General features: G+C 65.5%; 25 protein-coding genes. 8 read left to right on the forward strand and 17 right to left on the reverse strand.

The window, feature by feature from the left end; genetic code table 11:
• Positions 1–41: 41 nt before the first annotated feature.
• The gene (locus tag OK015_RS00275) at positions 42–470 is read left to right on the forward strand and encodes an ArsI/CadI family heavy metal resistance metalloenzyme (RefSeq protein ID WP_268128377.1); all 429 of its coding nucleotides are present in this window, start codon (positions 42–44) and stop codon (positions 468–470) included.
• Between the two features lie 305 nt (positions 471–775).
• On the opposite strand, the gene OK015_RS00280 is transcribed toward OK015_RS00275, so the two are convergent.
• Positions 776–946, reverse strand: coding sequence for a hypothetical protein (locus OK015_RS00280; RefSeq protein ID WP_268128378.1), 171 nt, complete (start codon positions 944–946; stop codon positions 776–778).
• 596 nt (positions 947–1,542) lie between these two features.
• Positions 1,543–1,962, reverse strand: coding sequence for an Hsp20/alpha crystallin family protein (locus tag OK015_RS00285; protein WP_268128380.1), 420 nt, complete (start codon positions 1,960–1,962; stop codon positions 1,543–1,545).
• A 196-nt stretch (positions 1,963–2,158) separates the two neighbouring features.
• On the opposite strand from OK015_RS00285, the gene OK015_RS00290 reads away from it, so the two are divergent.
• The gene (locus OK015_RS00290; protein ID WP_268132347.1) at positions 2,159–2,407 is read left to right on the forward strand and encodes a MerR family transcriptional regulator; all 249 of its coding nucleotides are present in this window, start codon (positions 2,159–2,161) and stop codon (positions 2,405–2,407) included.
• 160 nt (positions 2,408–2,567) lie between these two features.
• Here the strand turns inward: OK015_RS00290 and OK015_RS00295 are convergent, their stop codons facing one another.
• The 6 genes from OK015_RS00295 to OK015_RS00320 form a co-directional block, all read right to left on the reverse strand.
• Complete coding sequence (locus OK015_RS00295) at positions 2,568–3,221, reverse strand: class I SAM-dependent methyltransferase (protein WP_268128381.1); 654 nt, start codon at positions 3,219–3,221, stop codon at positions 2,568–2,570.
• 199 nt (positions 3,222–3,420) lie between these two features.
• Entirely contained in the window at positions 3,421–4,113 is a 693-nt protein-coding gene (locus tag OK015_RS00300) for a type 1 glutamine amidotransferase domain-containing protein (RefSeq protein ID WP_268128382.1), read from the reverse strand.
• 211 nt (positions 4,114–4,324) lie between these two features.
• On the reverse strand, positions 4,325–4,480 hold the full coding sequence (locus tag OK015_RS00305) for a hypothetical protein (RefSeq protein WP_268128384.1): 156 nt from the start codon (positions 4,478–4,480) through the stop codon (positions 4,325–4,327).
• Between the two features lie 94 nt (positions 4,481–4,574).
• The gene (locus tag OK015_RS00310) at positions 4,575–5,486 is read right to left on the reverse strand and encodes an HpcH/HpaI aldolase/citrate lyase family protein (RefSeq protein ID WP_268128385.1); all 912 of its coding nucleotides are present in this window, start codon (positions 5,484–5,486) and stop codon (positions 4,575–4,577) included.
• A gap of 13 nt (positions 5,487–5,499) precedes the next feature.
• Positions 5,500–6,684 (reverse strand): CaiB/BaiF CoA transferase family protein, encoded by a 1,185-nt coding sequence (locus tag OK015_RS00315; RefSeq protein WP_268132349.1) that lies wholly within the window; start codon positions 6,682–6,684, stop codon positions 5,500–5,502.
• The gene (locus OK015_RS00320; RefSeq protein ID WP_268128387.1) at positions 6,677–8,050 is read right to left on the reverse strand and encodes an LLM class flavin-dependent oxidoreductase; all 1,374 of its coding nucleotides are present in this window, start codon (positions 8,048–8,050) and stop codon (positions 6,677–6,679) included. Before OK015_RS00320 ends, OK015_RS00315 begins: the two co-directional genes overlap by 8 nt.
• Before the next feature lie 67 nt (positions 8,051–8,117).
• On the opposite strand from OK015_RS00320, the gene OK015_RS00325 reads away from it, so the two are divergent.
• Genes OK015_RS00325 through OK015_RS00335 form a run of 3 tightly spaced genes read left to right on the forward strand, consistent with a single transcriptional unit; the run spans position 8,118 to position 14,102 of the window.
• Entirely contained in the window at positions 8,118–8,777 is a 660-nt protein-coding gene (locus OK015_RS00325) for a GntR family transcriptional regulator (RefSeq protein ID WP_268128389.1), read from the forward strand.
• A complete protein-coding gene (locus OK015_RS00330; RefSeq protein ID WP_442791181.1) occupies positions 8,719–12,783 on the forward strand; it encodes a Pls/PosA family non-ribosomal peptide synthetase in 4,065 nt (1,354 codons plus the stop codon). Before OK015_RS00325 ends, OK015_RS00330 begins: the two co-directional genes overlap by 59 nt.
• Entirely contained in the window at positions 12,780–14,102 is a 1,323-nt protein-coding gene (locus OK015_RS00335; protein WP_268128393.1) for a M1 family metallopeptidase, read from the forward strand. Before OK015_RS00330 ends, OK015_RS00335 begins: the two co-directional genes overlap by 4 nt.
• Positions 14,103–14,364: 262 nt before the next feature.
• Here the strand turns inward: OK015_RS00335 and OK015_RS00340 are convergent, their stop codons facing one another.
• From OK015_RS00340 to OK015_RS00355, 4 genes are read right to left on the reverse strand one after another with little or no spacing between them, the layout of a single operon-like run.
• Positions 14,365–15,339, reverse strand: a complete 975-nt coding sequence (locus OK015_RS00340; protein WP_268128394.1) for an LLM class flavin-dependent oxidoreductase — start codon at positions 15,337–15,339, stop codon at positions 14,365–14,367.
• A gap of 1 nt (position 15,340) precedes the next feature.
• Complete coding sequence (locus OK015_RS00345) at positions 15,341–15,826, reverse strand: VOC family protein (protein ID WP_268128395.1); 486 nt, start codon at positions 15,824–15,826, stop codon at positions 15,341–15,343.
• A 20-nt stretch (positions 15,827–15,846) separates the two neighbouring features.
• Entirely contained in the window at positions 15,847–17,106 is a 1,260-nt protein-coding gene (locus OK015_RS00350) for an MBL fold metallo-hydrolase (RefSeq protein ID WP_268128396.1), read from the reverse strand.
• 9 nt (positions 17,107–17,115) lie between these two features.
• Positions 17,116–18,384: a sulfotransferase family protein gene (locus tag OK015_RS00355; RefSeq protein WP_268128397.1), complete on the reverse strand. Its 1,269-nt coding sequence runs from the start codon at positions 18,382–18,384 to the stop codon at positions 17,116–17,118.
• 51 nt (positions 18,385–18,435) lie between these two features.
• On the opposite strand from OK015_RS00355, the gene OK015_RS00360 reads away from it, so the two are divergent.
• On the forward strand, positions 18,436–19,335 hold the full coding sequence (locus OK015_RS00360; protein WP_268128399.1) for an IclR family transcriptional regulator: 900 nt from the start codon (positions 18,436–18,438) through the stop codon (positions 19,333–19,335).
• On the opposite strand, the gene OK015_RS00365 is transcribed toward OK015_RS00360, so the two are convergent.
• Both OK015_RS00365 and OK015_RS00370 read right to left on the reverse strand, forming a co-directional pair.
• Positions 19,325–19,711 carry a DUF2237 family protein gene (locus tag OK015_RS00365; protein ID WP_268128400.1) on the reverse strand — a complete coding sequence of 129 codons (387 nt, stop codon included), beginning with the start codon at positions 19,709–19,711 and terminating at the stop codon, positions 19,325–19,327. The two genes, OK015_RS00360 and OK015_RS00365, sit on opposite strands and share 11 nt — an antisense overlap.
• 80 nt (positions 19,712–19,791) lie before the next feature.
• A complete protein-coding gene (locus tag OK015_RS00370; RefSeq protein WP_268128402.1) occupies positions 19,792–20,124 on the reverse strand; it encodes a PE family protein in 333 nt (110 codons plus the stop codon).
• A gap of 146 nt (positions 20,125–20,270) precedes the next feature.
• On the opposite strand from OK015_RS00370, the gene OK015_RS00375 reads away from it, so the two are divergent.
• Together OK015_RS00375 and OK015_RS00380 are read left to right on the forward strand one after the other, a co-directional pair.
• Positions 20,271–20,747 (forward strand): TM2 domain-containing protein, encoded by a 477-nt coding sequence (locus OK015_RS00375; protein WP_268128404.1) that lies wholly within the window; start codon positions 20,271–20,273, stop codon positions 20,745–20,747.
• Between the two features lie 95 nt (positions 20,748–20,842).
• Entirely contained in the window at positions 20,843–21,973 is a 1,131-nt protein-coding gene (locus tag OK015_RS00380) for a cellulase family glycosylhydrolase (protein WP_268128406.1), read from the forward strand.
• 296 nt (positions 21,974–22,269) lie between these two features.
• Here the strand turns inward: OK015_RS00380 and OK015_RS00385 are convergent, their stop codons facing one another.
• Genes OK015_RS00385 through OK015_RS00395 form a run of 3 tightly spaced genes read right to left on the reverse strand, consistent with a single transcriptional unit; the run spans position 22,270 to position 25,341 of the window.
• A complete protein-coding gene (locus OK015_RS00385; RefSeq protein ID WP_268132350.1) occupies positions 22,270–23,358 on the reverse strand; it encodes a Rieske 2Fe-2S domain-containing protein in 1,089 nt (362 codons plus the stop codon).
• 60 nt (positions 23,359–23,418) lie between these two features.
• Positions 23,419–24,522 carry a nitronate monooxygenase gene (locus OK015_RS00390; protein ID WP_268128407.1) on the reverse strand — a complete coding sequence of 368 codons (1,104 nt, stop codon included), beginning with the start codon at positions 24,520–24,522 and terminating at the stop codon, positions 23,419–23,421.
• Between the two features lie 27 nt (positions 24,523–24,549).
• Positions 24,550–25,341 (reverse strand): enoyl-CoA hydratase/isomerase family protein, encoded by a 792-nt coding sequence (locus OK015_RS00395; protein WP_268132352.1) that lies wholly within the window; start codon positions 25,339–25,341, stop codon positions 24,550–24,552.
• Positions 25,342–25,343: the final 2 nt, after the last annotated feature.

Raw genomic sequence — 25,343 nt, forward strand, 5'->3', positions numbered from 1 at the left:
CCACTCCCACCACAAACCCGGAACCGGAGAAAGGAACCACCGTGTCGCGTGTGCAGCTAGCCCTCAACGTAGACGACCTGGACAAGGCAATCGCCTTCTACGCCAAGCTCTTCGGCACCGAACCGGCCAAGATAAAACCCGGCTACGCCAACTTCGCCATCACCGAACCCCCGCTCAAGCTGGTGCTGATCGAGAACCACGGCCACGGCGGAACGCTCAACCATCTCGGCGTCGAAGTTGCCGACAGCGACTCGGTGCACACCGAGATCGCCCGGCTGACCGGCGCAGGGCTGTTCACCGAGGAAGAGATCGATACCACCTGCTGTTTCGCTGCCCAGGACAAGGTTTGGGTGACCGGACCCGCTGGCGAACGTTGGGAGGTCTACACCGTGCTGGCTGACTCGGACACCTTCGGGACGGGCAGCGACGAACCCGACCGAACCGGAGCTGTAACCCGTAATCGCCCCTAGGTCGGCGGTGTCGACGACACCATCACGACAGCGGCCGCGGCGACGTCGTAAGTTCCCCCAAGTAGAGATGCGCGAGTGACGGCCGCGCAAGCTGCGGGGGCCGCGCCACGACTTCGATTACGTGTCGGGGCGTTTTTTGCGCGGCTTGGCAGACCGTGGTGGGAGGGTCCGCATGTGATCCCCGCCGACTGGACGACATCCAACCGGCGAACCGCATCGCGACGCCACCCGACGCGCAGCCGGGTCTACGGACCCGGCGCCACCGTCAGCGTTGTCAGGCATTTAGTACTTCCGATCTCCACTGCTCAACGGCCGGCGAATCGTCCCGAGGCGCTGACTAGGGCATCGTCGCCGGCATGGGGGTACTCATCGTCGGGCAGCGGCACCACGTCATGCTGTTCTGCCCAGTCGACCGGGTCGGCCTCCACTGTCATCGCGGTCGCCTGGTACGCGAATCGTTCCCGGGTGCCCTTCATGGTTGTGGCCCCTCTCCTTGATGTAGCGAAAATCTGGTCGGCAGGACTAGTCGGTGCTTGGGTCAGCGGAGAATGTGTGGTTTGGGGGGGCGGGCCGCCCGCCTGGGATAGGTTGCCCGACTTGGGCATCGGCGTGTTCTTCACCCGCACCGGGTGTAGAGAGCGCCCACAGTGTGGCCCAGATGGCGGGCCGGCCCGCTCGTCTTTGCGGTGATGACATCACCTCCCTTCCCTTGTCTCTGCCGCCAGGCTTTTGTCAGCGTGGTGGCGGCGCCCGGAGGGCCGCGTTGCACAGCATCAACCCGATACACCGGTCCCCTCCACGGGTACGCCGCTACCCACCAAGGCCGACCGGCACACCGGGGCCCCCTGAGGGCGCACCCGATCGCTGGTGGTGCCGGCGGCAGAGGGCGGAGGTTGCACGCCGCTGCGCACAGGATGGCGTCGACCTCGGCGATCAGCGCGGCTACCGACGGGTCGTCAACGATCAGCGGCACAGCGGCCTGCTCGGCTGGCGCCTCGATGATTTCGCACGGTAGCGTCGGCGTGCACTGCGACATCACTGACCCACTTTCTGTCAGCATGTGACCGGCCACTCAGGCGCTAAGAGCCTGCTGCCTGTTGTCCCGGGCGACAACGATTTTGCGGGGCTTGGCCTTCTCGGCCACCGGAATACGCAACCGCAACACGCCAGCATCATAAGAGGCCTCAATGCGGTTGGTGTCGAGATTGTCGCCGAGCACCAACTGCCGGGAAAACACCCCTCGTGGCCGTTCGGTGGCCAACATCTCGTGGCTCGAATCCACATCCGGCCGTTCGGCACGCACGGTCACCACATTGCGCTCGATGTCGAGATCCAACGAATCCTGCTTGATGCCCGGCAAATCGAACTCCACGACGAACTGCTCGCCCTCACGCCAGGCATCCATCGGCATCACCGCCGGACGCGCCGCAGTACCCAATACCCGCTGAGTGAAGCGATCGAGATCGCGGAACGGATCGCTACGCACCAACATGGTCGCCACCTCCAACACTCCAATCACTCGTTCTGTAACCAGTAAATCTGTGCCAGATGGCACACTTTTTATATAACTCAGATACACTCTCCTCGCAAGAGCCGACAAGCAAAATTTTGTCCACCACTGACGAAGCGAACCGCACATGGCGATGACCGGCCGCAACACCGGGGATAGACCAACACCCGACCACGCGATCTACACGATTTCCGTCGCCGCCGAACTGTGCGGAGCGGCCATCCAATCGATCCGACTATGGGAACGACGCGGACTGCTCACCCCGGCACGCACCACCGGCGGAACACGGCGCTACAGCACCAACGACCTGACCCGCATCACCCGCATCACCGCCCTGGCCGCCGCTGGTGTCAACATCGCCGGCATCACCCGCATCCTCGACCTCGAAGACCACAACACCGCCCTGCAACGCCAGCTCCACCCATGACCAGCCCGCCCCGCGTATTGTCCAGCACGAACACTGTTTTCAGGCCATTCGACGCAACCGTCGAACGTCGTCGACGCAGCCCGCACGATCGGCGTCCTACGCGACCGATAATCCTGGATTCAACATCAAGTCGATTGCGGTCTTGCCTGGAGCCTGACCTTCACGTTTGGATAGCCACCAACGACTTGACCAATCCGGCGAACCGCTCGTACCAGATAACCGAGGACGGGAAGTAAGTACGCATCTGGGAGATGCCAATCAAGTCGATCTCGTCGACCTGCTCCTGCGCCGCCGCGCGGGTGTGCGTTCGAATGTGACCGCGGTTCCAATGCATCGACACCTGGATGCGCGCTTCGTACGGCAGCCATTGCATGCCGGGAAAGAGCCAGTGCGGTTCGATCGGGAAGTAGCGATACGGGGTCTGCACCCAATGGCGGTCGGCCAGCGTGTGCACGTTGTCCGCCAGCCGTTGTCGTCCCACGTGACCGCCGACATGTTCGAGCAGCGAATTGGAAAACACCAAGTCGAAACGATCATTCGTCACCGAACTCGGCAGATCGCACGCGTCGGCTTGGATCGCGGTCACTCCCGGGGTCTCGGATTGCGCGGGCATCAGGTTCACCGTAGTCACGGCCCGGGGCGACACCGGCGCCAGCTGCCACGACTCTGGCGTTCCGCCCAGATCCAACACTCTCATTTCCGACAACGACGGGAAGCATGTGATCAGGTGCTGCCAGCGTCGGGCGCGAGCCCGTCCGGACAGCGACCGTGCCGAATCGACATCTGTCGCGAAGTCTCGCAGCCAGTTTGACATCGGCCCTCATTCCTCAACCCAGCCCGGATGCTGACCTGCCGTCTGACATCTCGCCTGCAGTTCGCGCCGAGGGAAAATGTACTGTATCCGCAGCGCCGCGGTCGGCGGTCCGCTACGGCCGCCGCTTCCGCGGTCCAGCTGCTCGGCGGTCGGCGGTCGGCGGGATCTTGCCGGATTGTGAATTCGCTTGGCGCCGCGTCTAACGAAGCACTTCGAGTACCTTCTCGGCGAGGGGCCCGGCCGACGCGGGGTTCTGCCCGGTCAAGAGATTGCGGTCCGTCACCGTGAACGGCTTCCACATCTCGCCGCGAACGAAGTCGACGCCCAATTTGACCAGTTCGTCCTCGGCCGTCCAAGGCGCCTTCGCACGGAGACCGACCCCGTCCTCTTCGTCGTTGGTGAAGGCGGTGACCCGATAGCCCGCGAAGGGCGAGGTCCCGTCGCGGCGGGTGGCCAGGATCGCAGCTGGTGCGTGGCAGACGATGGCCAGCGGCTTGCCCGACGCGAGGGCGGCGATCAGCAGCCGTCCCGAATCGGCATCCCGCCACAGGTCTTCCATCGGGCCGTGGCCGCCGGGGTAATACACGGCGTCGTAATCGTCCAGCCGAGCGTTGGCGAGTTGGATCGGGCGGCGCAGCTCTTCGGCCGAGCGCAGGATTCCTTCGAGTTTCTCGGCGATCTCGAGGCTGCCGGCCATCGACGGACGCAGGCTCATCACGTCGACGTACGGCACGGTGCCGCCGGGCGTGGCGACCACGATTTGATGGCCGGCCCGGCTAAGTGCGTCGTAGGGGGCCGCGAATTCTTCGGCCCAATAGCCGGTCGGGTGCCGCGTGCCATCGTTGAGCGTCCAGTAACTGGCTGCAGTAACGACGAACAGGATCCTGGCCATGAAATGAACCTACGTCGACAGCGAACCGTCGGCAACGCGTCGAAATAGCTTGTGCGCCTTGATGGCAATCGGTGCGCGTCTCACTCTGCGGGTAGGGCTAGCGGTCGCGTGCGCCCACGGCGCAGAGTGTGCATTCGGGGCAGGCTTAGTGCCGCCGGGCTCCTGAACACACACTCTGCACCGTCAACGCACGCCGGAGGCGATCAGACCGCTAAAACCACACCTTGCGGCCGGCCACCGGACGCCCGACCGCCCCGAGAATCCACAAGATCACACCGATAAGCACCAGGATGCCACCGAGCGTTTCCAGAATCGGGATAGCGGCGAAATAACCGACGACAACAAGAATGATGCCTAAGACGATCACGTTATGCCCCTTTCTATTGGGCGTCCGTAGAATTGATCAATCACGGACTACCCCGGCAAGGACGACCTCAATCAGACAACCGTCGATTTCAGACCTAGCCGCTGCCATTGATCAACGCGGCGCGGGCTAGCGTCTGCTCCGCCTGCTTCACGTGGGCGACGTCGACCAGCACCCCGTTGACTCCGACCGCGCCCCGCCCCTTGGCTTCGGCGTCCCGGTAGGCGGCGACATTGGCTTCGGCACGGGCGATCTCATCCGCGGTCGGCGCGTAAACGCCGTTGGCGACCGGCACCTGGTCGGGATGGATGGCCCACTTGCCGGTGTAGCCCAGCAACGATGCGCGCCGGGCGTCGCGCTCATAGCCGGAAAGGTCTCGGTAGTCGGGATAGGGGGCGTCGATCGCGTCGATACCGGCGATGCGCGCCGCGACAATCACCTTGTTCCGCGCGTAAGCCCAGAATTCGCCGGGGTATTCGCCGACCGGGACGAAGTTGGTGTCCACCCGCGCACCCTGCGACAGTGAGAAATCGCCAACCCCGAAGATCATCGCGTCCAGCCGCGGGCTGGCCACGGCGATCTGCTCCGCGTTGGCAAGGCCTTCCACCTCCTCGATGAGAACCTCGAGCCGAATCTTGTTGCTCAGACCAAGTTTCGATTCGAGCTGGGTCAGCAGCACGTCCACCCACCAGACATCACGCGCCTTGCGGGCCTTTGGGATGATGATCGTGTCCAGGTTCTCGCCGGCCTTGGTGACGACGTCGATGACGTCGTCGTGGCACCACTGAGTGTCCAGGCCATTGATCCGGATCGCCCGTGCCGTACGCCCCCAATCGATGTCGTTGAGCGCGGTAATCGCCTTGACGCGCGATTCCTCCTTGAATGCCGGCGGCACCGCGTCCTCGAGGTCGAGGAACACCAGGTCCGCGCCGCACCTGGCGCCCTTCTCGAACATGTTGTCGTTGCTCGCGGGCACCGCGAGTTCGGAACGACGGAGCAGATCAGTCACCAATTTCCTTCTGTCACAACACGCCACGGGCGCGTAGATCGTCAATATCGTTGGGAGTCAAGCCAAGTAGCTCGCCGTAGACTTCGGTGTTGTGCTCACCGATGCGGGGTCCGAGGTGGCCGACCGTTCCGGACGCCGACGAGAAGCGGGGAACCGGGGCCTGCACCGTCATCGACCCGAGCTGTTCGTCCTCGACCGAGATGAACACCTCGCGATGCGCCAGCTGCTCGTCGGCGACCAGATCGCGGATGTCATAGACGGGGGCCGCGGCTACCTCGTGGGCTTCGAATGTCTCCATTGCCTCCGAAAGGCTTTTGGTGGCAACCCAATCCGCGACGACGGTGTCGACCTCACGGGCCCGGGCCAGCCGCCGCTGCGGATCGGAGAAGTCGGGATCGGACAGTAGGTCGTCTCGGCCGATTGCGCGAAACACGCGCAACGCCAAGGCGGGTGAGCTGCCGGACATGGCCAGCCATCGCCCGTCCGCAGTGCGGTAGGTGTTGCGCGGGGCCGAGATGTCCCAACGATTGCCGGCACGCTCGGGCACCACGCCCAGTTGGTCGTAACCCAACAGTGTCTGTTCCAGCAATCGCGCCAGCGGATCGATGAGGTTGACATCGATCAGCTGCCCCGGTGCACCGTGCACGTCGCGGTGGTACAGCGCCATCATGACCGCGTAGGCGGCATTCAACGAGGCCACGCCGTCGGCCAGCATGAACGGCGGCAGCGTGGGCGGGCCGCCGGCCGGGCCGGTGATGTGCGCGAAGCCGCTCATCGCCTCACCGAGCGTGCCGAAGCCGGGGCGTTCGCTCTTCGGCCCGGTCAACCCGTACCCCGTGATGTGCAGCATCACGATCCGGTCGTTGACGGCGCGCAGGTTCTCGTAGTCCAGGCCCCATTTACGCAACGTCTGCGGCCGGGTGTTGAAGATGACGACGTCGGCTTGTTCGACCAGACGACGCACCATCGCCTGGCCTTCAGCACAGCGTAGATCCAGCGTGATGGCCCGCTTGTTGCGCGACAAGGACTTCCACATCAGCCCGACGTCCTCGCGCTGATTACCCCAACCTCGGATCGGATCGCCGCGTCGCGGGTCTTCGACCTTGATCACGTCGGCACCGAACTCACCCAGGTAGGTCGCGACCAGTGGGGCGGCGGCCAAAGTGGCGAGGTCGAGCACTCGCACGCCGTCAAGCATTCGCACCGGCGCCCACCCGGGTGTTCGAGGGCCGTTGCAGCCCAAGGTGTCCCCGAAGTGTCGAGGACTCGTACTTGGTGCGGAACAAGCCGCGTCGTTGCAGCTCCGGAACCACCATCCGCACAACGTCTTCGAATGCACCGGGCAGATGCGTTGCCGCCAGGACGAAGCCGTCGCAGGCTCCGCTTTCGAACCAGTCCGCCATCTGGTCGGCAACCTGCTCGCCGGTGCCGACGAAGCGGGGGCCCTGCAGCAGCGTCGCGCGATGGCCGGCCAGATCACGGACGGTCACGGTGTCGCCGCCGATATGGGTGCGCAGGTTCTGAACCAGCCCACGAATTCCGGAGGCCGACGCGATCAGCTCGTCGGTGACCGGGTCGTCCAGATCGTGTTGCGCGAAGTCGTAATTCATCAACTCCGACAACAACGTCAGTGATGCCATGGGGTGAACCAGTTCGTTGAGGAACAAAGCTTCGCGTTCCTTGGCGTGGGCCTCGGATTCGCCCACCACAGGGTAGGCCATCGGGCAGATCCGTACCGAGGCAGGATCGCGCCCGGCATCGGCGATGCGTTCTTTCTGGTCGGCGTAGTGACTGCGGGCGACATCGAGGCCCGGATCGCCGGTGAAGATCAATTCAGCCCAGCGCGAAGCGAATTCGCGGCCGCGTCCCGACGATCCGGCCTGGATGATGACCGGCCTGCCCTGTGGGGTGCGGGGCACGGTCAGCGGCCCGCGCGCGGAGAAGTACTGCCCGACGTGTCCCAACTCGTGCACCTTGTCCGGGTCCGCGTAGCGCCCGGCTGCCCGGTCATGCAGGATCGCGCCGTCCTCCCAGGTGTCCCAGAGCCCGGCGACCACGTCCATGAACTCGTCGGCGCGGTCATAGCGCTCGTCGTGGCCCAGGTGCGCGTCGACGCCGAAGTTCTGCGCCTCGCTGTCGTTGACCGAGGTGACCACGTTCCAGGCGGCTCGCCCACCGGAGAGGTGGTCCAGCGTGGCGAAGGTTCGGGCCACGTGGAACGGCTGGTGATAGGTGGTCGAGTAGGTCGCGCCCAGGCCGATCCGCGACGTGGCCTGAGCCAGCGCCCCGAGCACGACGCTGAGGTCCAGCTTGACCGGGCGGGCCCCGTAGGAGACCGCGTCATTCACCGATCCGCCGTACACCCCCGGCATCGCCAGGCGATCGTCGAAGAACATCAGGTCGAAGCAGCCTTCTTCGAGCTGACGACCGATCTTCGCGTAGTAGGACGCGTCGAGGTACCCGTGTTCGGTCGCGGGGTGTCGCCACGAGCCCGCGTACACCGAGGTATTGCCCGCCTGCATGAAAGCAACGAGGGCCATCTTGTCTTGTCGTCGACCAGGCATAATCGGAATCTAGCATCTGATATTTCAGATTTCAAATGTTAGATGTGTTGTTTGATAGCATTCTCTGATGGCTTCGATTTCGGGGATCGACATCGCCGGCACGGTGCGCGAACGCGCCGCCCGCGAACTCCGGGACCGCATCCTGACCGGCGCCCTGCCTGCCGGCGCACGGGTCGACCTGGACGCCATCACCGAGGAGTTCGCGACCAGTCGGACCCCGGTCCGCGAGGCGCTGCTGGAGCTCTCCTTCGAGGGATTAGTCCAGGTCGCGCCGCGTAGCGGCGTCACCGTGATCGGGATCAGCCCCACCGATGTCATGGACAGCTTCACCATCCTCGGTGTCCTCACCGGCCAGGCCGCCGCCTGGGCGGCCCAACGCCTCGAGCCCGGAGAGCTCGACATGTTGCGCGAGCTCGCGGCGGATGTGGTGGCGCGTTCCGGTGACGACGGTATCGGCGAGGCCAACTGGCATTTTCACCAGAAGATCCACCGCGCCGCGCACTCCCCGCGGCTGTTGACGCAGATCAAGCAGGCCGCGCGAGTGGTGCCGAGCAACTTCCTCACCTTGTTCCCCGACCACGAGAAGCACTCCCTCGACGAGCACCAGGAGCTACTCGACGCGCTCGGGGACAAGGACGTCGAACGATCCCGCAGGATCGCCGAACACCATGTCCTGGACGCCGGGCGCTCGCTGGCCGAGTGGCTCGAGCAGCGCCGCACCGCCTGACGCCCCGCCGACCACGCCGCGAGCGGTTGCGGGCGTGGCGCCGGGATTTGAGTATTTTCGTGGGGTGACTTTGCCTTCTGGGCCTCCTGTCCCAGCCCGAGTCCCAGCGCAGTACACGCTGTCGCCGACCGCACCGAGCCCGCGCACGCTGATCGACATCCTCTACGAGACCGCCGCGCGCTACCCGGACGCGACGGCCATCGACGACGGAGCGGTCCAGCTCACCTACAGCGAATTGATCAGCGACATCGAGGCCAGCGTGGAATGGCTGGCCGCCAGGGGCATCGGTCGCGGCGACCGGATCGGAATCCGGATGCCGTCGGGCAGCTACGCGCTGTACGTGGCGATCCTGTCGACGCTGGCCACCGGTGCGGCATACGTGCCCGTCGACGCCGACGATCCCGACGAGCGCGCCGAGTTGGTGTTCGGTGAGGCCAACGTCGTGGGCGTCATCACCGAGGCGGGTTTACTCCGGGGCGGCGGCTCCTCGCGGGGCTGGCGGGCCACGGCGCCGCTGGCCCGCGACGACGCCTGGATCATCTTCACCTCCGGTTCGACCGGCACGCCGAAAGGTGTCGCGGTGACCCACCGCAGCGCGGCCGCTTTCGTCGACGCCGAGGCGCAGCTGTTCTTGCAGGACAACCCGATTGGCCCCGCCGACAGAGTTCTCGCGGGACTGTCGGTGGCTTTCGATGCGTCGTGCGAGGAAATGTGGCTGGCCTGGCGGCACGGTGCCTGCCTGGTTCCCGCGCCGCGGTCGCTGGTGCGCAGCGGGATGGACCTCGGCCCCTGGTTGGTCACCCGCGACGTGACGGTGGTCTCGACGGTGCCCGCGCTGGCCGCGCTGTGGCCCAGCGAGGCTCTGGAAGCGGTGCGGCTGTTGATCTTTGGCGGTGAAGCCTGCCCGCCGGAACTGGTCGAGCGCCTCGCCGTTGACGGCCGGGAAGTGTGGAACACCTACGGCCCGACGGAGGCGACGGTGGTCGCGTGCGCGGCGAGACTCGGCGGCACCGGCCCGATCCCCATCGGGCTGCCGCTGCCCGGCTGGGACCTGGCCGTCGTCGACGCCGACTGCCTGCCGGTGGCCTACGGCGATGTTGGCGAACTGGTGATCGGCGGCGTCGGGCTGGCCCGCTATCTGGACAAGGACAAGGACGCCGAGAAGTACGCCGCGATGCCGTCGCTGGGCTGGTCGCGCGCCTACCGCAGCGGCGATCTGGTTCGCTTGGAACGCGACGGGCTGTATTTCTGCGGCCGCAGCGACGACCAGGTCAAGGTCGGTGGTCGGCGGATCGAGCTGGGCGAGGTCGACTCGGCGCTGGTGCACCTGCCGGGCGTCAGCGGCGGGACGGCCGCGGTTCGCCACACCGCCGCCGGCACCCCGGTGCTGGTCGGTTACCTGGTCAGCGCCGATCCGGAGTTCGACCTCAACGAGGCACGCGCCCGGCTCGCCGCGCAGCTGCCGGCCTCGCTGGTGCCGCGGCTGGTCCGGGTGGAGGAGCTCCCCACCCGGACGTCGGGCAAGGTCGACCGGGACGCGCTGCCCTGGCCGCCGCCGGGTGGCGAGTCGGACGAAGCGGCCGATCTGGGCGGCACGATCGGCTGGCTGGCGGGGTTGTGGCGGGACCTGCTCGGCGGCTTTGAAACCGGACAAGTCGACACCCCGGAGGCTGACTTTTTCGCGCTGGGCGGCGGTTCGCTGGCCGCGGCGCAACTTGTCGCCGCGCTGCGGCAGCAGTACCCGCAAGTCACTGTCGCCGACCTGTACGACCACCCTCGGCTGGGCTCGCTCGGCGGGTTCCTCGACGAACTCGAGGCGCCGCCGCGGGTCGCCGAGCGCACGGTCCGGCCGACGCCGTGGCTTGCCCGGTTCGCGCAGACCGCGCTCGCCGTGCCGCTGGCGACGCTGTCGGCGCTGCCCTGGTTGGCGTGGCTGGCGTTGGGCAACAACGTCGCCCGAGCCCTGCACGTCGTGCCGTGGACCGTGGCGGTGAACTGGTGGCTGATCGCGGTGGCGATCGTCGCGTTCGTCACGCCGCTGGGCCGGATGGGCATCGCGGTGCTGTGCGCGCGGCTGTTGCTGTCGAAGGTGCGGCCGGGCAGCTATCGCCGCGGCGGGTCGGTGCACCTGAGGATCTGGTTTACCGAACGGCTCGCCGAGGCCAGCGGTGCTCACAACCTGGCCGGGGCGCCGTGGCTGGTGTACTACGCCCGCGCCCTCGGCGCCGACATCGGCAAGGGTGTCGACCTGCATTCACTGCCGCCGGTCACCGGGTTGCTCACCCTTGGTCACCGCTGCGCGATCGAACCCGAAGTCGACCTGTGCGGTCACTGGGTCGACGGGGACGCGTTTCACGTCGGCGAGATCACGATCGGCGACGACGCGACGATCGGCGCCCGCAGCACGTTGCTGCCCGGCGCGATCGTCGGCAAGAATGCCGACGTGGCGCCGGGCGCGGGCGTGCTGGACAAGATCAAGAACGGCCAGTACTGGAAGGGCTCGCCGGCGGTGAAATCCGGCCGGGTCAACCATCCGTGGCCGGACGAACGGCCGCCACGCAGAACGCGGTGGGTCGTGATGTACGGGCTGACATCGGTCGCACTGGGGGCATTGCCGCTGATCGCGGTGGGCGCTGGTCTGGCCGTCATCGGGATTGCGGTCCGCCACACACACCGCCTGTCACAGGCCGTGGTCCCGGCACTGCTGTGGACACCGGCCGCGACGCTGGCCGGACTCACCGTCTACGCCCTGCTGACGGTGCTCGGGGTGCGGGCAATGTCGCTGGGGCTGCGCGAGGGCTATCACCCGGTGCGCAGCCGGGCCGGCTGGCAGCTGTGGTCCACGGAGCGGCTGATGGACGCCGCGCGCAACTACCTGTTCCCGTTGTATGCCAGCCTGCTGACGCCGGCGTGGCTGCGGTTGCTGGGCGCGAAAGTCGGTGCCGGCACCGAGATCTCGACGGCGTTGCTGATGCCGAAGTTCACCGTGATCGAGGACGGGGCGTTTTTGGCCGACGACACGATGGTCGCGTCGTACGAACTCGGCGGCGGCTGGATCTACGCGGCGAAGACGACCGTCGGCAGGCGGGCGTTCCTCGGCAACTCCGGTATCACTCAGCCGGGCCGACGGGTCCCTGATGACGGACTGGTGGCGGTGCTGTCCGCCGCGCCGCCGAAGGCCAAGCGCGGCTCATCCTGGCTGGGCAGCCCGCCGATGCGGCTGCGCCGGCGCCCCGCCGAAGCGGACGCGGCGACCACGTACGACCCGCCGCGACGGTTGAAGGCGATGCGTGCGGTGGTGGAAACGTTGCGGTTGCTGCCGGTGATCATGTCGGTCGCGATCGGGCTCGCCGTACTGGGCGGATTGCAGGCGCTGGCACGGATTTTCGGCATCTGGTGGGCCGCCTTGGCCAGTGGGCCGGTGCTCCTAGCGGCAGGCGCGATCGCCGGTGCGATCACGATCATCGCGAAATGGCTTCTGGTCGGCCGGATCAGGGCCAGCGAATTTCCGCTGTGGTCGTCGTTCGTGTGGCGCAATGAGGTGGCCGACACGTTCGTCGAAACCGTTGCCGCGCCATGGTTCGCCCGCGCGGCCAGCGGGACACCGATCTTGAATCTGTGGCTGCGCGCGCTGGGTGCCCACATCGGGCGCGGCGTGTGGTGTGAATCCTATTGGCTCCCTGAGGCGGACCTTGTGACCCTGGGTGATGGGGCCACCGTCAACCGCGGCTGCGTGGTGCAGACACACTTGTTCCACGACCGGATCATGCGGATGGACGGCGTAGTGTTGGAACCCGGTGCGACGCTGGGGCCGCATTGCGTTGCGCTGCCCGCCGCCCGGCTGGGCGCCGGTGCGACCGTAGGACCCGCATCCCTGGTGGTGCGCGGCGACGAGGTGCCAGGATCGACACGCTGGCAGGGTAATCCGATCCGGCCGTGGACTCCGCGCCGCAAGAAGGCGGGTAAGGGCGCATCCGGGCGTGGCATCGAGGACACCGAGGCGTGAAGGCCTCCGCCAAGAAGGCGCCGCCGTCGGATGTGATCGACGAATACCTGCCGAAGAACGGCAACGCCGGTTACCAGGTGTCGCGCTATGAGCTGGATCTGGACTACAAGGTCGCATTGAACCGGCTGTCCGGCTCGGCGACGGTCACCGCCGTCACGTTGACCGAGTTGCAACGTTTCAGCCTCGACCTGTCCAACGCGTTGACGGTCTCGAAGGTGTCGGTGAACGGCAAACGTGTGGACCAATTCTCTTGTCGCGGTGGTAAATTGCACATCCGCCTGGGAGTGAAGCTGCCGACTGGGGCCACGTTGTCGATCGTGGTGCGCTATGGCGGTTCACCGCGGCCGATTCGTTCACTGTGGGGCAACGTCGGTTTCGAGGAACTGACCGACGGCGTGCTGGTCGCCGGGCAACCCAACGGCGCAGCCTCGTGGTTCCCCTGCAACGACCATCCCAGTGCCAAGGCCGCGTTCCATCTCCAGATCAGCACCGAAAGCCGATACCTCGTCATCGCCAACGGGCAGTTACTGTCGCGACGCGCGCGCGCGTCGCGCACCGTGTGGACCTATGAACAGCGCGAGCCGACGTCGACTTACCTGATCACCTTACAGATCGGCAGCTACGAGATGCGGCGGCTGGCCCGCACGCCGGTACCGATACGGGCCGCACTGCCCGCGCGCCTGCGCCGCGAGTTCGATCATGGTTTCGCCCGTCAACCAGAGATGATGACGTTGTTCATCGAACTGTTTGGACCGTATCCGCTGGCCACCGGGTACACCGTCGTTGTGACCGACGATCCGCTGGAGATACCCCTTGAGGCCCAGGGGATTTCGATCTTCGGCGCCAACCATTGCGATGGCACGCGATCCAGCGAGCGGCTAATCGCCCACGAATTGGCGCATCAGTGGTTCGGCAACTCGGTGACGGCGGGTCAGTGGCGCGACATCTGGCTGCACGAAGGATTCGCGTGTTATGCGGAGTGGTTGTGGTCGGAGCACAGCGGCGGCCCCAGTGCCGACGAACTCGCCCGGCTGCACCATGCGCAGCTGCGGTCCCAGCCTCAAGATCTGCTGCTGGCGGATCCCGGAGCGCGCGACATGTTCGACGATCGCGTATACAAACGTGGGGCATTGACCTTGCACGCGCTGCGCGCGCGGTTGGGTAGCGACAATTTCTTTGCGCTACTGAAGGATTGGACCACGCGGCATCGTCACGGCACCGCCGTCACCGCCGACTTCACCGGCCTGGCCGCCAACTACTCCGACGAGTCACTGCGGGAGTTGTGGGAGATGTGGTTGTACTCGACGGCCGTGCCGTGAATTCAGCCTCCGCCCGCACCCGCTCCGCCGCCCGGCGAATTGTCGCCGCCGTACCCACCTCCGGGTACCGTTGGCCCGGAGGTCGACGGCGACGTCGGCGTTGAAGATACCGGCGGTGGCGACGCCAGACTGCCCGCGCCACTTCCGCATGCGACGGTTAGCACGAGCATGCCCGCACCGCTGAGAAGCACGAATCCCTTTTTGACGTAATCAGGTCTCATCATCTTCTCGCGGTACCCGTTCACGGCGAGCCCAATCGCGGCTACGAGGAGATCAGCGCGGGCAGCACGGTGTCGGTCAGCAGCTGCACCGATTTCCACGCTTCGTCGACTGGCAGGCCGCCGACCAGCGGGTGCAACACCAGTGGTCCGTAGTCGCCGTCGCTGTCCCGGATTTCGGCGATGAGCTGGTCAGGAGTCAGGAACCGGTATCTGCCCGACGCCCTGACCTCGTCCAGTGTCCGGACGCCGGGCAGGTGCATCAGGGATCGTTGGTCGGATGACCATTCACCGTAAGTGACTGCCTCCCAGAGGATGTACTCGCCGAGTTCGGCCCACGCCCGGTCGGGGTCCTCGTGCAGGTAGATCATTCCGCGGTTGATAGGCCCGGGCATCAGGATGAGCGGCTTGATGCCCGCGGCGGCACACAGTTCGCGGTAGTAGGCGGCGATGTCGGGCAGATGGTCGGCCAGGCTGAGCGGCAGCCCGAAACGCGCCGCCCGCCGCGCCGTGGCGCGCGCGCCGCCGCCGACGTACAGCGGTGGATGCGGTCGGGTCCAGGTACCGGTACAGATTCCCGCCCCGGCACCGGACCAGGCCGCCAGCACCTGCGCGACGAGGTCGTCCATCAGTGCGCCCCGTTGACTGAAATCCAGTCCCAGCGAATCGTATTCGACAGGCCGATAACCCAGGCCGACCGTGGTGTGCAGCCGCCCGCGGCTCATATTGTCGACGAGCGCGATGTCCTCGGCGAGCCGGACCGGATTCCACAGCGGCCCCAGCGCGCAATCCACGCTGGCGATCATCGTCGAGGTGCGCGCCAGGAACATGGCCGCGGCCATGATCGGGTTGCAACTCCACCCGTGGCCGGTGGCGTGGTGCTCGTCGACGCTCACCGACGTGACGCCGTGCGACTCACCCCATTGCACCAATTCCAGCGCGCCCGAGAGGAGCTGGCTCTGGACGCGTGGGTCCCCTTGCGGGGAGGCGAAGTTGAAGCGCAGCACCGTCAATACCATGTCAGACTCCGGCGGGACCCGACGCGGCAATGGATTCGACGAACGCGGCGAAGTCGGGGAACAATGCGCGATCGACGACCTCGATGCGGGTGCCGAACGCGTCGACGTAGTAGGCGAACATCCCAAACTCCGAACCCGGTACTTCACCGGTCATTTCGAAGGTGAAACCGTTGCTCTCCAACGCACGCGCGGTCTCGACCAGGCTGTCGGTGAAATAGCCGACATGGTGGACGGCGTTACCCGGCGCTGCGGTCCACGGCGTTCCCGGAACCTCTTGGACGAGTTCGAGGTGCGGGGCCTGGACCGAGTAGACGATCGTCGAGGTCAGTTCGCGAACCCCGGCCGTCGTACGGAAGGGCAACGTATAGCTGAGCGGGGTGATCCACCGGTAGCCGGCCAGTGCAGTGAGGCGGGTCATCGCGGCGTCGAGGTCGGGAACGACGATACCGGTGTGATAGAAGTCTTTGGGCTGCAATACGAATGACATGGCGATGTCTTTCCCGTCCGTCAGGAGTTACGCGTGATTTGTCGCGAGAGCCAGGCTCTTTCCCAGAAATTAGTGGTGCTGCCCAGCAGACTTTCATGGGCTTCCCGCAGCACTTCGCGCGCCCCAGGATGCGCCGGCTGCGCGGTGGTAACGAGCTCGGCAAGGTGGATGGCATGCAGTGGGCGGTTCTCGGCGAGGTGTGCCCTCGCTCGGCCCACGAGCGCGTCAGCTCCGGCCAGTTCCACCACGTCGGTACCGACGGCGTCGAACCCGATGGGATAGAGCTCGGTGGTCGACCGGTGGTGGAACCAACCCGAGTAGTTCTCCCATACTGCGCGCACATCCCAGGAGACCTTTCCATAGCCTTGGCCCACTTCGTATTCCGCGGGTAAGGAGATCTCGCGCATCAGCGTCTGGACATCTTTTCCGGCGTTCATCCCGGCCACGGTCTGGTCGTGAATGTACTCGATGGCGTCGCGCAGCCGGTTGAGCTCGCGGTGGATGCGCTCGGCGCCCGCGATCGGTTCGAAGTGACCGGTCACCAGGAGTTCCGGCTCAAGATCGCGGACCCGCTCGACCGACGCGATGGCGGTCAGGGCGTCACGATAGCGGTCCCCGCGTATCGTGACGAGGTTGGGAATGTGACCGAATATCGGACCGAAGGTGTTTCCGCACAGACATATTCGCTCATCGGGAAGCCAGATCACCAGCGAGTCGGTGGTCTCACCGCCCGGGACCGAGATCAGCTCCAAGCGACGTCCGCCGACTTCGAGGGTGAGCGTGTCTTCGAAGTCGAGGTCGACAGTGGGAACACTCTGACCAGGCAGCCGGGTGGTGCCGAGGCGACGTTGAATGGCTTCGATGCCCGCCGACAGGATGTCCTTGAACGCGAAGGCGCTGCGGCTCGCGCGGTAGGGGATGAGGCGCTCGTTGTCGTCTCGCCACTTGATCCAGTTGGCCTGGGCGACAACGGTTGTATCGGGATCGCGGACGCTGTCCAGGCCACCGACGTGGTCCACGTGGCCTTGGGTGAAGATAATGTAGCGCACCGGCGAGGAGTCGACGGCGTCGAAGTTGGCGCGGTGCACCGGACCCTCGAAGCCCATGCCGGTGTTGACGATCACCCGGCCATCGCCGGTGGTGAGCAGGTACGCGTTCGACAGGCCCGGCGAGCACCACAGTCCCGGGGCGATCTGCTCGGCCCGTTCGGCAGCCGCCGGACGCAGGCCGTCGGCGCCCGGCCTGCTGCGGTAGACCGGCTCGAACTCTTGGCTACCCATCGATGCTCCTCATTCGGCGCGGACGTCGAACCGGTCGAAGTAGAAGCCGAACCGCCCACGCAGTTCGTCGGCCGAGATCCCGAAGTGCCGTTGCAGATCGTAGCGGATACGGCCATGTTTGCCGCGCGGATTGCCGTCGAGGTAATGCTGGAACCGCTTGCGCACCTTGGGTGTCAGTTCGACCCCGCCGCGCCGGTAGAGCTCTTCGAGCACCGGTATTTCGTTGCCGTTGAGCTGGTGGAAATTGATGTCGATGCTGCGCTCGGATGGCACCAGGTCTCGGTCGCGGACACACGCGCTGAGCAGTCGGTGCACCCGATCCGTCCAGTAGTCCAGCAGCCACCCCGGATCGATGCTCGTGCGGCGCAGCCGATCGGAGTAGGCCATCATCGTGATGGCCGACTGGACGACCGCGACGGGATCGCGGTGCGTGAAGGCCACCGTCGCGTCGGGAAAGGTCGCCATCAGTGGACCGAGCTGCTCACAATGCTGGGGACTCTTCAGGATCCAGGTCTGCGGGCCGCGCAGAAACGTCAGCACCTGCAAGACCTTCTTCAGATAGGCATAATGCCGCGTCTGATCGAGCGTAAGGTAGTAATCGCGCCAATCCGGAACGCGGGCATGCCATTCCAGGACATAGCCGGCGAGATCGAGATCCAGGAGTTCCACCTCCTCCTCGATCGCCTCGGGGAACCGGTCGTGCATGGCGGCCACTATGGGAGCGCTGACCATCAGAGCGTCGTGTTCGGCCTTGGCACGCGCATACCGCGGGTCAACCCCGAAGACGTCGGGGCCCTCGCCGCGCGCGGGTACCGGCTCCTGACTCTCCCAATACGGCAATGCCCGCCGGCGCGGGTCCGCGGCAATGAGATTCACCAGATGGGTGGTACCGGATCTCGGCATCCCGACGACGATGATCGGCCTCTCGATCGAAATCGACTCGATCTCGGGATAGCGCTTGACTAGCTCGGTCAGCGACAACCGGTTTCGCAGCAGGCGAACTACTCGTTGCCGCAAGGTCGAACGGCTGAGCTGCCGCAGGCCATCGTCGGCTTCGATCGCGGCGACGTGCGCGGTCAGGCGGTCACCGAAGCCGTCGGTGTCGTCCAGATCGTCGGCACCGGCTTGCTCGGCGGCCTCCGCGAGCATCCGGTAGATATCGAAGTCGACGTGTTTGGCCTCGGTGAATTCCAGAATCTGACGCTGGACCTCGGTCAACTGCGGGGAGGTCAGATCGTCGAAATCAATGTCGGCGATGTCGGAGCCCGCAGCGCCCATGCGATCGCCTCCTCGACTGTAATGTCGAATATTCGACGTATGATTCGAAATATGATACGGACGGTAGACGCGGTGCAGATGCCTCGTCAACCCGCTTCCCCGCCGACGGAGCGCGTGGTCGCGGTCATGCGGCTGCTCGGGTCTCGGCCCACGCGAGCGTTCTCCCTCGCGGAGATCACCCGCGAGCTGGGCATCAGCCGGGCCACCGGGCACGCAATCCTGACCACGCTGGCCGCTCATCAGTGGGTGGTGCGTGACATCGCGACGGCCGCCTACTCCTGGGGGCCCGGCATTGCGTCGCTGGCGAAGCCCGCCGGCGATCGAGTGTTTCACGGAATTCTGCAACAACTCGCAGAATCGACAGCGGCACAAGCATTTCTGGCCCGCCGGGAGGGCAGTGCCATCGTTGTGATGGACAGTGCCGGTGAATCGACTTCCGGGATGCGGATCGACCGGGGATTGCGCATGCCGCTGGTTGCTCCGTTCGGGCGCGATTACATCGCCTGGAGCCCGGCTACCGCGCGGCGCACCTGGCTGGAGGCTCTCGGCAAACCGTCCACCGCGCAATCGCGGCGAATCACCGCGGTGCTCAGCGATATTCGGGAACGGGGGTACACCGTCGAACGTCTCAGCCGCGAATACCTGCAGGTTTACAGCGCCCTGCGCGCGCTGCGCGGAGACGGCGAACCCGACGCGATCACCGCACGACTCGCCCGCGCATTCGCCGACCTCACGGTGATCGACGTCTTGGACGTGGAACTCACCGGAAACGGCATGCACAGCATCGCCACCATCTCCGCCCCGATATTCGACGACGACGGGATCGTCGCGATGTCGATCAGCGCCGCGCCCTTCACCGATCTGACTGCGGCCGAGGTGAGACGGCTGAGCGAGCAGGTCCGCGCCGCAGCACGACGGATCGAACCGGGGATCGCGAGCCCTACAAGTTAGCCAGGTCGTCGGGAACGTCGATCTGGTGTTCCTGCAGCACCGTCAGGGGGACGACCTGCAGGGTGCGTTCGTGCGTGGAGGCCAACACCACCGGGGCCGCGCAGCCATCCTGGTGAGCCCGAAGCCAATTCAGGGCGGTAACACACCAGCGGTCGCCGGGAAGCAGGCCCGGAAATCGGTATTCGGGAACCGGCGTCAACAAGTCATTGCCGATGGAACGCTGGTGCTCGAGGAACTCGGCGGTCATCACCGCACAGATCGTGTGACGGCCGACATCCTCGGGCCCGCTGGAGCAACAACCGTCGCGGTAGTAGCCGGTGAGGGGCTCGGTTCCGCACGGTTGCAGCGGGCCGCCGAGCACGTTGCGTTCGGACATCACGTCAGTATCGCGCCGCCGGGGCACAAGAGAGAAGAGACATCGCCGTCCGAAGGCAACGAATTTGCCGCGCCCGTGCGCTAGCCCGCCAGTGGGTACCCGATCGTCGGTCGAATCTGGTGAAGCCTGCCGGCCGCGGCGACGTCGGTGTCGTTGTACACCCGCGCAATCTCGACCAGTGCGGAGCCCATCCTCGCCAATTCGGTGTGCGCCTCGTTGAGCAAAGCCAACATCTCGGTGGCGTCCGCCGCGAACTGCGTCGCAGCCAGGGTAGAGACCTCATCCGCACCGGCGGGTATCAGTGCGGTCACCGTCGGCGACGCGGATGCACCGGCCGCGATGGCCTGCATCGCACTGCCGACGATCTGAGTGCCAACCCCAGCCACAGCCGGGTCGAAGGACATGGACTGCATCCGCGCACTCCTGGATCGACGAAACGATGTCTGGTGCGATAGTAGCAGTAGGAAATTGTTTGCGTCTACAACAGATGAGGCCCAGGGCCTGGACGAGCAATGGCCGCGAATGGACTGGCCCGCGGTGGGCGGGTTAACTGAGGTCGATGTCGACGCCGAACCCACCCGAATTTCCGTACGGCCCGCCGCCTGAGGGGTGGCGGCCGCCCGGTTACGTGCCGCCCCAAGGTCCACCGATGCCACCGCCGTCGGGGTATCCGGGATACCCGCCGCAACCCGGCTATCCAACGCCGCCGCCATACACCGGCTACGCGGGTTACCTGGGCGACCCGGCGCCGTTCGGACGCGATCCGGCGACCGGACTGCCGCTGTCCGACAAGTCCGCCACCACAGCGGGGCTGTTGCAGCTGTTCCTTGGCGTGTTCGGCATCGGCCGCTTCTACATCGACTCGACCCAGATCGCGGTCGCACAGCTGCTGCTGGGTCTGCTCGGGTGCGTCTTCACCCTGTTCTGCTTTATCGCAGCGCCGCTCCTTCTGGGCAGCGTCATCTGGGCGATTGTCGACGCGGTGATGATGTTCACCGGGAGCGTGAAGGATAACTACGGCCGCAAGCTGCGCTAGCGCCAGATCACGATCAGATCACAATTACCAACCTGGCATGATTGCGATCGGCGCGTCGAACCGCCTGCCGCACAAGGGAAATCTAGTGTCACTACGTGAACCGCCGAACGGCTATGAAGCTGCCACTGATACTGGCAGCGGGCACGGCGCTAGCCAAAATGCCTAGCGCCGCAGCGGAAGCCGGCCGGTGGTCGGCCGACCGCGCTAACAATTGGTATCGTGCGCAGGGCTGGCTTGTCGGCGCGAACTACATCCCCTCGAACGCGATCAATCAGCTTGAGATGTTTCAGCCGGGCACCTATGACCCCCAGCGCATCGACGGCGAGCTGGGTGCGGCCAGGACACTCGGGTTCAACACCATGCGGGTCTTCCTGCACGACCAGTTGTGGGCCGCAGATCGCCCGGGCTTCCAAAGCCGTCTCTCCCAGTTCGTCGGAATCGCCTCGCGCCACGGCATCAAGCCGCTCTTCGTCTTGTTCGACTCCTGTTGGGACCCGTTCCCCAAGGCCGGCGCTCAGCACGCGCCCGTACCGGGAGTGCACAACTCCGGTTGGGTGCAAAGCCCAGGTGCCGAACGCCTCGGCGACCCCCGCTACGTCCCCGTCATGCAGGACTACGTGACGGGAGTATTGAGTCAGTTCCGCAACGACGACCGGGTCCTGGGTTGGGACCTGTGGAACGAACCCGACAATCCGGCGAAGGAGTATCGCAAGGTCGAGCGCGCCGACAAGTTGCAGCATGTCACCGACCTGCTTCCCCAGGTGTTCCGATGGGCACGTTCGGTAGACCCCGCTCAGCCGTTGACGAGCGGAGTGTGGCAAGGATCCTGGGGAGACCCGGGAAGCCGCAGCGCAATCAGCGCCATTCAGCTCGACAATGCCGACGTGATCACCTTTCACAACTACGGCAAACCGGCCGACTTCGAGTCAAAGATCAACGAACTGGCGCCAATGGGTCGCCCGATCCTCTGCACCGAATACATGGCCCGGTCTCAAGGCAGCACCGTGGAGACGATCCTGCCAATTGCCAAGCGGCACAACGTTGGTGCTTTCAACTGGGGTTTCGTGGCCGGAAAGACCCAGACCTACTTTCCGTGGGACTCGTGGAATCACCCGTACACAGCCCCGCCGAAACTGTGGTTTCACGACTTGCTCCTACCCGATGGGCGGCCTTATCGGGCAAGCGAAATACAGGCGGCTAGGGGGCTCACCGGCGGTCTCGGCTAGCCCGATTGCATCGGCGACCGCGTCGCGCACATCGAGGGCAACCCGACCGCACGGCCCCCCAATTGTTCAGCCACTGCTGCACTTTGGCCACAGTCGCAAGCGCCGGTCGCAACCGCCATCCCGGCGCGCTCACATGCCCGCGCCGTGGCGAGGCCGATGCCGCGGGTACCTGCGGTGATCGCGACTCGCGCGACGGTCATCAGTTTGACGCCACCGTGTCGGCTGCCGCTCCAAGATGTGGCGAGCGGCAGGACACGGTCAGGAGAAATCTCCTCTGATCTGGGAGGAGAAAGCTCTCACCGCGCGCTCGCCGCGAGATTCTCCGCCACCTCGCGCTGCCAGAACCCGTTGGCATGGTTGGTGTCGACCTCGATTTCGAAGCGTTCGGTCATCTCCGCCGTGACGTCGGCGGCGTCGACGTAGAACTGCTCGTACCAGCGCCGGTGTTGATACACCGCGCCGTCCTCCTCGGTGAGTAACGGATTCTCGATGCGTGTCTTGTGCTTCCAGATCTCGACGTCTTCGAGGAAGCCCTCGCCGAAAGATCGACTCATGGCGGTAGCGAGCTTGGCCGCGTTGGCCGCCGGCAGTCCGGGCAGTTCCTGGACCGCCACGCCCCACTGCAATACGAACGAGTCGTGGGTCACCGGGTAGTGGCAGTTGATCAGGGCCACTTCAATCGTGAAGTCCGGCGCCACGTCGTTGTGCAGCCAGTTGATCATGTAGGCGGGCCCGAAATACGTTGCCTCGGAACGAAGTTTCGTTCCCTCCCAGAGCTTCTCGTAATTCTTTGTGGTATCGGGTCGGGCCTTCGATTCCATGATCTGGGTCGCCGTGTGGCCTTCGATGATGTTCTTGAAGAACGTCGGGTACGCGTGGTGGATGTAGAAGAAGTGGGCCATGTCGACGTTGTTGTCGACGATCTCGCGGCAGTGTGATCCCTCAATCAGGATCGAGTTCCACGACCACGGCGACCACTGGCCTTCCGCGTATCCGTCGATCGTCGGCGGCAGGATCTCGGCGGGGGGCGTCGACCCCTCGGGGTCGTGCCAGACAAGCAGTTGGCCGTTGACTTCTCCGGTCGGCCAACGTCGCGTGCGGGCCAATCGGGGCGTGCGCTTGGCGTACGGGACCAGTGAGCAGCGACCGGTCGAGCCCTGCCAGCGCCAGTCGTGGAACGGGCACGCCACCGAATCGCCCTTGACGGTCCCTTGGGACAGGTCGCCGCCCATGTGACGGCAGTACGCGTCCAGGACATGCAGCTCGCCCGCCGAGTCGGCGAACACCACGAGCCGGGTGCCGAATGCGTTGATCGCATGCGGATTTCCGTCACGGAAGTTTTCGGCCAGACCTATGCAGTGCCAGCCGCGGGCGAAGCGCGTCATGGGTGTGCCGGTGTCGATGTCCCGGACGTCGTTGTCGATTGTGACCACAGCGATTCCTCCTCAGCCGTCTTCTGCCAGTCGTCGCACGGTGGACAGCCATTCCTCGACGATGTCGAGGACCACCTCCCGCGAGCGCCGTACCTTGTTGATCGAACCAACGATCTGCCCTGCCGGGGAACCCGACAGCGCGCTCGACCGCGCACGCATGAACCGGGCGGCGGCATCCGCATACACGATGCCCTGCAACGGCATTGGCAACGGATCAGGGTTGTCAGGGCCATCCCACGCCTCGGTCCACTCGGTGCGGATCTGACGGGCCGGCTTGCCGGTCATCGCGCGCGAACGGACCGTGTCGGAATACCCGGCCTTCAGCAGATTCTCGACGACCCACGGTTCCGTCGATGCCTCGGCGACCGTCAACCACAACGAGCCGGTCCAGGCCCCCTGGGCGCCAAGGGCCATCGCCGCGGCCATCTGCCGGCCGTTGCCGATACCTCCGGCAGCCAGGACGGGGATGTCCGGTCCGACCTCATCCACGACCGCGGGCACCAGAACCATGGTGGCGATCTCGCCGGTGTGTCCCCCGGCCTCGCCGCCCTGGGCGATGATCACATCCACTCCCGCATCGACGTTGCGCCGAGCATGGCGCGGTGAGCCACTCAATGCGCCCACCAGAACCCCCTTTTCATGCGCGGCATCGATCGCGTATGTCGGCGGCGGCCCCAGCGCGTTGACGATCATCGACACCGGATGGCGCAGCGCGACCTCTACCTGGCCGGGTCCTTCCGCCTCGACCGCGAGGCCGGCCGCGATCACCCGCCGTTCGGTGTCCACCGGTAGCGGCGGCACGCCATGATTACTCAGCACCTTTTCCATGTGTTCGGTGTGGCCGGGCGGGATGAGTTCACGCAACGCATCGAGGCTGTAGGCCTCCCCCTTGCCGACGAACTTCTCCGGCATCGCGAAGTCCACGCCGTACGGCCGGCCACCGACGTGCTCGTCGATCCAGGACAGCTCGACCTCGAGGCGCTCGGCGTTGTAGGCCAGCGCGCCCAGCACCCCGTATCCACCGGCCTTGCTAACCTCCGCGACCACGTCGCGGCAGTGCGAGAACGCGAAGAGCGGGAACTCGATACCGAGTCGCTCACACAGCGCATTTGCCATGTATCAGTCTCCTGTCTGCTGCGTTGCTCACAATGGGTTCCAACGAGCGATTCGGTCGTCGTGGAATGCGGCGAACGAGTTGGCCAGATCCCCGCTGCCCGTGCACATCACCTGCGTTCGGTTCTCGAGGTCGAGCGCATGACGCAGGCTCGGCGAGTCGATGGTCTGCCACATGGTTTCCTTGGTCATCCAGACCGCTAACGGCGAATTCTGAGCTATCTCGCGGGCTTTCGCCATAGCAGCGTCGAGCAGGCTCGCCGCGTCGACCACCTCGAGGACCAATCCGATGGCGACCGCTTCGGCTGCGTCGAATACCCGTCCGGTGAGCATCAATTCGGCAGCCCGCGATGCTCCGACCAGACGTGGCAGGTAGTAGCTGGTGCCCATGTCGCATGCCGATACCCCATGCCGGATGAACACCGCGCCGAACGTGGCCGAATCAGCCGCATACCGGATGTCGCATGCCAACGCCAGCGCGAAGCCACCCCCCAACGCAAACCCGTTGACCGCCGCGATAACCGGTACCCGCAGCCGATGGATCTTCTCGAAGGCCGAGGCCATGAGTTCCTGTGCGGCCATGGTGATGGCGACCGTCGAGGTGGCCGCGGAGCGCAGCTCGGCGTATGGGACGCCCGCACTGTCGGACAGATCATCGGGTTGCGATTTCAGGTCGGCACCACTGCAAAACGAGACTCCGGTGCCCGTCACCACGATCGCTCGCAGCGTCGGATCTCCGTTCAGTCCGTCCAGCAGGCGATGCATATCGGTTAAGGTCTGCGAGTCCAACGCATTTCGACGGTGCGGACGGTTGATCGTCATGA

The sequence above is a fragment of the Mycobacterium sp. Aquia_216 genome (assembly GCF_026723865.1).
In the GTDB taxonomy this organism is placed as follows: Bacteria; Actinomycetota; Actinomycetes; order Mycobacteriales; family Mycobacteriaceae; genus Mycobacterium.